The sequence below is a fragment of the Actinotalea ferrariae CF5-4 genome (assembly GCF_000603945.1).
GTDB classification, from domain to species: domain Bacteria; phylum Actinomycetota; class Actinomycetes; order Actinomycetales; family Cellulomonadaceae; genus Actinotalea; species Actinotalea ferrariae.
On the sequence record NZ_AXCW01000246.1, the window covers coordinates 1 to 6066 of the forward strand.

The window sequence follows — 6066 nt, forward strand, 5'->3', positions numbered from 1 at the left end:
CGGGCGCGGCGGCGGCAGTCGGTCGAGGAGATCGCCAGCGCCGGGATCTCCAGGATGCTGACGGACTCCGGAGGCAGGCCGTCGAGCGTCAGCGTGTGCCCGGGCCGGGTGACCGCGACGAAGTGCGCCATCTCCCAGAGCTGGTCGGCGTCCTTCCAGGTCAGGATCTGCGTGATCGCGTCCGCGCCCGTGATGAAGTACAGGTCCGCGTCCGGGCGACGCTCACGCAGGTCCCGCAGCGTGTCGACCGTGTAGGTCAGTCCCGGGCGGTCGATGTCCACCCGGCTCACGGTGAACCGCGGGTTCGACGCCGTCGCCACGACCGTCATGAGGTACCGGTGCTCGGCCGGCGTCACGCCGGGGTGCTGCTTGAGGGAGGGGCGCCCGGTCGGGACGAAGACGACCTCGTCGAGGCCGAACATCGCCGCCGCCTCGCTCGCCGCGACCAGGTGGCCGTGGTGAACGGGGTCGAACGTGCCGCCCATCACCCCGAGCCTGGGTCGCTGCTGCGTCATGCCTGCGGCTGCCTCCACCTCGACGGTCCCGTTGGTCCCGACGTCAGTGGCGGGTACCGACGCTCCGGAAGGCGAACGTCACCAGGAGGAGGACCATGAGGCCGCCGAACGCGAGGAGCCCGAAGGCGACCGGGTGCATCGGCAGGTGGTTCGCGGTCTCCGCAGCCTCCTCGGCGAGCAGCAGGGCAGCAGTGGGCACCTCGTCCTCCAAGGGTGTCGCGTCAGGGTCGTCCGGGCCGTCGGGAGCCGGTCCGGCGCGTGCGCCGGACCCTGCAGCAGATGACGTTCTCGTCCCGCCGGCCCGCCGCACGGCAGGGACCAGTGTCGCACGCCGACGGCGGCGAACCCCACCCGGACACGGCCGGACGGGCCACGTCCGGGCCGGCTGGGGCGTGCGTCCTGCACCACCCGGCAGACGGGGTGCCGTCGGGTCAGGGGCGGACCTGACCGTCCCCGTGGACGACCCACTTGGTCGTGGTCAGCTCGGGCAGGCCCATCGGTCCGCGGGCGTGCATCTTCTGCGTGGAGATGCCGATCTCGGCCCCGAGGCCGAACTCCCCGCCGTCCGTGAAGCGGGTCGACGCGTTGACCATGACGGCCGCCGAGTCGACCTGGGCGACGAACGTCTCCGACGCCGCCAGGTCCGCCGTCACGATCGCCTCGGTGTGACCGGAGGACCACGCGCGGATGTGGTCGACGGCCTCCTCCAGGGAGTCCACGACGCGGACCGCCAGGTCCAGCGACAGGTACTCCGTCGCCCAGTCCTCCTCCGTGGCGGGGACGACCGTGACGCCCTCCGGGGCGTGGGCGGCCGTGCGGTCGTCACCGTGCAGCGTGACGCCGGCGTCGTGCAGGGCCGCCAGCGCCGGGGGCAGGAACGTCGCCGCGGCGTCGCGGTGCACGAGCAGCGTCTCCGCCGCGTTGCACACCCCGACCCGCTGGGTCTTGGAGTTGAGGATGATCGGCAGCGCGACGGCCGGGTCGGCGGAGGCGTCGACGTACACGTGGCAGTTGCCGGTGCCTGTCTCGACGACCGGCACCGTCGCCTCCTGGACGACCGTCCGGATGAGGTCGGCACCTCCGCGGGGGACGAGCAGGTCGACGAGGCCCCGCGCGTGCATGAGGGCCACCGCACCCGCGCGCCCGTGCTCGTCGATGGACTGGACGGCGTCCGCGGGCAGCCCCGCGGCCCGCAGCGCCTCGCGCAGCACGCCGACGACGACGGTGTTCGACGCGGCGGCCGCCGACCCGCCCCGCAGGATCGCGGCGTTGCCGCTCTTGAGCGCCAGGCCCGCGGCGTCGACCGTGACGTTCGGCCGCGCCTCGTAGATCATGCCGACGACGCCGAGCGGCACCCGCACCTGGCGCAGCCGCAGGCCGTTGGGCAGCGTGGAGCCCCGGACCACCTCGCCGACCGGGTCCGGCAGGCTCGCGAGCTCGCGCAGCGCGGCCGCGATCGCCGCCACCCGGTCCGGCGTGAGGGCCAGGCGGTCGAGCAGCCCGGCCGAGGTCCCGGCCGCCCGGCCGCGCTCGAGGTCGACCGCGTTCGCCTCGACGATCTCCGCCGTCGACGCCACCAGGGCGTCCGCCATGGCGTGCAGCGCGGCGTCCTTCGTGGCGCGGGTCGCCGTCGCCAGCACGCGCGCAGCGGCACCGGCGCGCCGGGCGACGTCGAGGACGGCCTCGCGGACCTCCGGCGGCACCGGGGTGCCCGTCGGGTGGTCCTGCCGGAGGTCGGGCGTCGTCGTCATGGCGGCAGGATAGGCCGCGCCCCCGGAGGGCGGAGGGCTCAGCCGCGGGCCGGGACGAGGACGAGGTCGTCGGCATGGACGACCTCGCGGTCGTAGCCGTCGCCGAGCTCGGCGCGCAGCTCCCGGGTCGAGCGGCCGAGCAGGGGCGGGAGCTCGTCGGAGGCGTAGGAGACGAGGCCCCGGGCCACCACCCGGCCGTCGGCCGCGGCGAGCTCGACCGGGTCACCGGCCTCGAAGGTGCCGTGCACGGCCGTCACGCCCGCGGGCAGCAGCGACGTCCGGCGCTCCACCACGGCGCGCACGGCGCCGTCGTCCAGGACGAGCCGCCCCGCCGTTCGCGCGGCGTGCGCGAGCCACAGCATCCGGGTGGGCACCCGGCGCCCGGTGGCGGCGAAGAACGTCCCCACCGGCCCGCCGTCGACCGGGTCGCCCGCGAGGGCGGCCGCCGCGTTGCGGGCCGACGTGAGGACGACCGGGATGCCGGAACCGGTCGCGATCGCCACGGAGGCGAGCTTGGTCACCATGCCGCCGGTCCCGACGGCGCTCCCCCGGCCCGTGACCACGACGCCCTCGAGGTCCTGCGGCCCGGCCACCTCGCTGATCCGGCTCGCCCCGCTGGACGGCGGTCCGTCGTAGAGGGCGTCCACGTCGGTGAGCAGGACCATCGCGTCGGCGCGGACGAGGTGGGACACCAGCGCGGCCAGCCGGTCGTTGTCACCGAAGCGGATCTCGTCCGTCGCGACGGTGTCGTTCTCGTTGACGACCGGCACGACGCCGAGGGCGAGGAGCCGGTCGAGCGCGCGCTGGGCGTTGCGGTAGTGGCCGCGGCGGATGGTGTCCTCGGCCGTCAGCAGGACCTGACCGACCCGCAGCCCGTGCTGGGCGAAGGCCTCGGTGTACCGCGCCACGAGGAGCCCCTGCCCGACCGAGGCGGTCGCCTGCGCCGTCGCGAGGTCGCGCGGCCGCGCCGTGAGCCCCAGGGGCGCCATGCCGGCGGAGATCGCGCCCGACGTGACGAGCACGACCTCGGTCCCGGCGACACGGCGCTCGGCCAGCACCCGGACGAGCGCCTGGAGCGCCGCCACGTCCAGCGTGCCGTCGCCCGCGGTCAGCGAGGAGGAGCCGACCTTGACGACGACGCGGCGGGCCGCCGCGACGCCCCGGCGGTCCGTGATCACGCGTCGACCTCCGGGTCGGTCCAGCGGCCGGACTCGCGCTCCGTCCAGAGCTCGGCGCGCGCCTCGGCCTTGGCGTCCATGCGGTCCTTGTACTGCTTGCGCTTGTCGTCCCGGGTCGGCCGCGAGCGGTCCTCCAGGCGCAGGTCCGTGCCGCGGGGCCCGCCGAGGAGCTCGGAGCCGGTGAGCAGCGTCGGCTCCCAGTCGAAGACCACGGCGTCGTCGCCGTCGCCGATGACGACTTCCGCGCCGGGGGTGGCCCCCCGGGCGAAGAGCGTCTCCTCCACGCCGAGCCGGGCGAGCCGGTCCGCGAGGTAGCCGACGGCCTCGTCGTTGGAGAACTGCGTCTGCCGGACCCAGCGCTCGGGCTTGGCGCCCCGGACCTGGAACCACACCCGGCCCCCGTCCTCGCGGCGCTCGACCGTGAAGCCCGACTCGTCGACGGCCCGGGGCCGCAGCACGACCCGCGTGGGCTCCGCCGCCGGGGCCGCCGCGCGGGCTTCCGCGACGAGGCGCGCGAGGGCGAAGGTGAGCGGCCGCAGGCCCTCGTGGCTGGCCGCGGAGATCTCGAACACCTCGAGCCCGCGGGACTCGAGCTCGGGCCGGACCAGGTCCGCGAGGTCGCGCGCCTCGGGCACGTCGATCTTGTTGAGCACGACCAGCCGGGGGCGCTCGGTCAGCGGCACCGCGCCGCCGGAGATCTCCAGGTCGCCGGCGTAGGCCGCGAGCTCCGCCTCGATGACCTCCAGGTCGCTGATCGGGTCGCGGTTCGGCTCCAGCGTCGCGCAGTCGAGCACGTGGACGATGACCGCGCAGCGCTCGATGTGCCGGAGGAACTCCAGCCCCAGGCCCTTGCCCTCGCTCGCGCCCGGGATGAGGCCGGGCACGTCGGCGACCGTGAACCGGGCCGACCCCGCCTGGACGACGCCGAGGTTGGGCACGAGCGTCGTGAACGGGTAGTCCGCGATCTTCGGCCGGGCCGCCGAGACCGCGGCGACCAGGCTGCTCTTGCCGGCGCTGGGGAAGCCGACGAGCGCGACGTCCGCGATCGTCTTGAGCTCCAGGACCAGGTCCCGGCCCTCCCCCGGCTCGCCCAGGAGCGCGAAGCCCGGGGCCTTGCGCCGCGGCGAGGACAGGGCGGCGTTGCCGAGCCCGCCGCGGCCGCCGGCGGCGGCCGTGAAGCGGGTCCCGGCACCGACGAGGTCGGCGAGCACCGTGCCGTCGGGCGTCTTGACGACCGTGCCGTCCGGCACGCGCAGGACGAGGGTCTCCCCTGCCGCGCCCTGCCGGTCGTCGCCCATGCCCTGCGTGCCCGACGGCGCGTGCCGGTGCGGGGAGTGGTGGAACTCGAGCAGCGTGGTGACCTGCGGGTCGACGACGAGGACGACGTCGCCGCCGTCCCCGCCGTTGCCGCCGTCGGGGCCGGCGAGCGGCTTGAACTTCTCCCGGCGGATCGACGCGCAGCCGTGCCCGCCGTCACCGCCCGAGACATGCAGGACGACGCGGTCGACGAACGAGGCCACGACGACTCCTTCCGGGGGTGGGGGCTGCTCGGGACGGGATCACGCGGGACGGTCAGGACCACCCGGCGGGGAACGACGAAGGGGCGCACCGAGCGGTGCGCCCCTTCGTCACGGTCTGCTGCTCAGGCGTCGGCAGCCACGATGTCGATGACCTTGCGGCCACGGCGCACGCCGAACTGGACGGCACCGGCCGTGAGGGCGAAGAGGGTGTCGTCGCCGCCGCGGCCCACGTTGTTGCCCGGGTGGAAGTGGGTGCCGCGCTGGCGGACGATGATCTCGCCGGCGTTGACGAGCTGGCCGCCGAACCGCTTGACGCCGAGGCGCTGCGCGTTCGAGTCGCGACCGTTCCGCGAGGAGCTCGCGCCCTTCTTGTGTGCCATGACTGACCTGCTTTCGTGCTGGGGTGACGGAGGGGCTCGACCGGTCCGCGCCGGAGGCGACGGACCCGACGGCTCACTTGATGCCGGTGACCTTCAGGCGGGTCAGCTTCTGGCGGTGACCCTGGCGCTTGCGGTAGCCGGTCTTGTTCTTGTACTTCAGGATGTCGATCTTCGGGCCCTTCTCGTCCCGAACGATCTCGGCCGTGACCTGCACCTTGGCCAGCGCGGCGGCGTCGGAGGTCACCGTGTCACCGTCGACGAGCAGCACGGCGGGCAGCTGGACGGTCGAGCCGGCGTCACCGGACAGCCGGTTCACGACGACGACGTCGCCGACCGACACCTTCTCCTGACGGCCTCCGGCCTTGACGATCGCGTACACCACGTTGCTGCTCATCTCTCTCGAACGGCTCTCGCGTCTGCATCAGCGTGCCCTGGCGTCCGGTCACCCGGACGCACACGTCGGACGCACTGCTTCTCGCGGGGATCTCGCGGGAACGGCCTCCGGGGCACGTGGAAGCGGTGCGCACACAGGCGCACCGACGTTCCAGGGTACGGATGCCCCGGCCCGCAGGTCAAATGGCGGGGTCCGGGGCGTCCTCCGGCGCCCCGTCGGGCCCTCCGGCGACGTCGGCCGACCCCGGGGCGGGGGCCTCGACGGCACGGATGCTGCCCACGGCGTCGGCGAGCTCCGCGAGCGCCGCCTCGGCCGGCCGCGCGCCGGG

General features: G+C 74.9%; 7 protein-coding genes. All 7 read right to left on the minus strand.

Annotated elements, in window-relative coordinates:
* Positions 1-515, minus strand: a 515-nt coding sequence (nadD, locus tag N866_RS15500) for a nicotinate-nucleotide adenylyltransferase (RefSeq protein WP_034228009.1), incomplete at its 3' end; no start/stop codon positions are given.
* A 43-nt stretch (positions 516-558) separates the two neighbouring features.
* Positions 559-714, minus strand: a complete 156-nt coding sequence (locus N866_RS21045; RefSeq protein ID WP_155855416.1) for a hypothetical protein — start codon at positions 712-714, stop codon at positions 559-561.
* 232 nt (positions 715-946) lie between these two features.
* Positions 947-2266 carry a glutamate-5-semialdehyde dehydrogenase gene (locus N866_RS15505; RefSeq protein WP_034228004.1) on the minus strand — a complete coding sequence of 440 codons (1320 nt, stop codon included), beginning with the start codon at positions 2264-2266 and terminating at the stop codon, positions 947-949.
* A gap of 38 nt (positions 2267-2304) precedes the next feature.
* Complete coding sequence (gene proB / locus N866_RS15510; protein WP_425393971.1) at positions 2305-3444, minus strand: glutamate 5-kinase; 1140 nt, start codon at positions 3442-3444, stop codon at positions 2305-2307.
* The gene (gene obgE / locus N866_RS15515) at positions 3441-4964 is read right to left on the minus strand and encodes a GTPase ObgE (protein ID WP_034228005.1); all 1524 of its coding nucleotides are present in this window, start codon (positions 4962-4964) and stop codon (positions 3441-3443) included. The genes proB and obgE overlap by 4 nt, the downstream gene beginning before the upstream one ends.
* Positions 4965-5086: 122 nt before the next feature.
* Positions 5087-5344 (minus strand): 50S ribosomal protein L27, encoded by a 258-nt coding sequence (rpmA, locus tag N866_RS15520; protein ID WP_034228006.1) that lies wholly within the window; start codon positions 5342-5344, stop codon positions 5087-5089.
* A gap of 73 nt (positions 5345-5417) precedes the next feature.
* Positions 5418-5726 (minus strand): 50S ribosomal protein L21, encoded by a 309-nt coding sequence (gene rplU / locus N866_RS15525; RefSeq protein ID WP_173406167.1) that lies wholly within the window; start codon positions 5724-5726, stop codon positions 5418-5420.
* Positions 5727-6066 lie beyond the last annotated feature (340 nt).

Coding starts and splice junctions, on each gene's coding strand:
- N866_RS15505 (WP_034228004.1), bottom strand. CDS start 2,266: ATGACGACGACGCCCGACCTCCGGCAGGACCACCCGACGGGCACCCCG.
- rpmA (WP_034228006.1), bottom strand. CDS start 5,344: ATGGCACACAAGAAGGGCGCGAGCTCCTCGCGGAACGGTCGCGACTCG.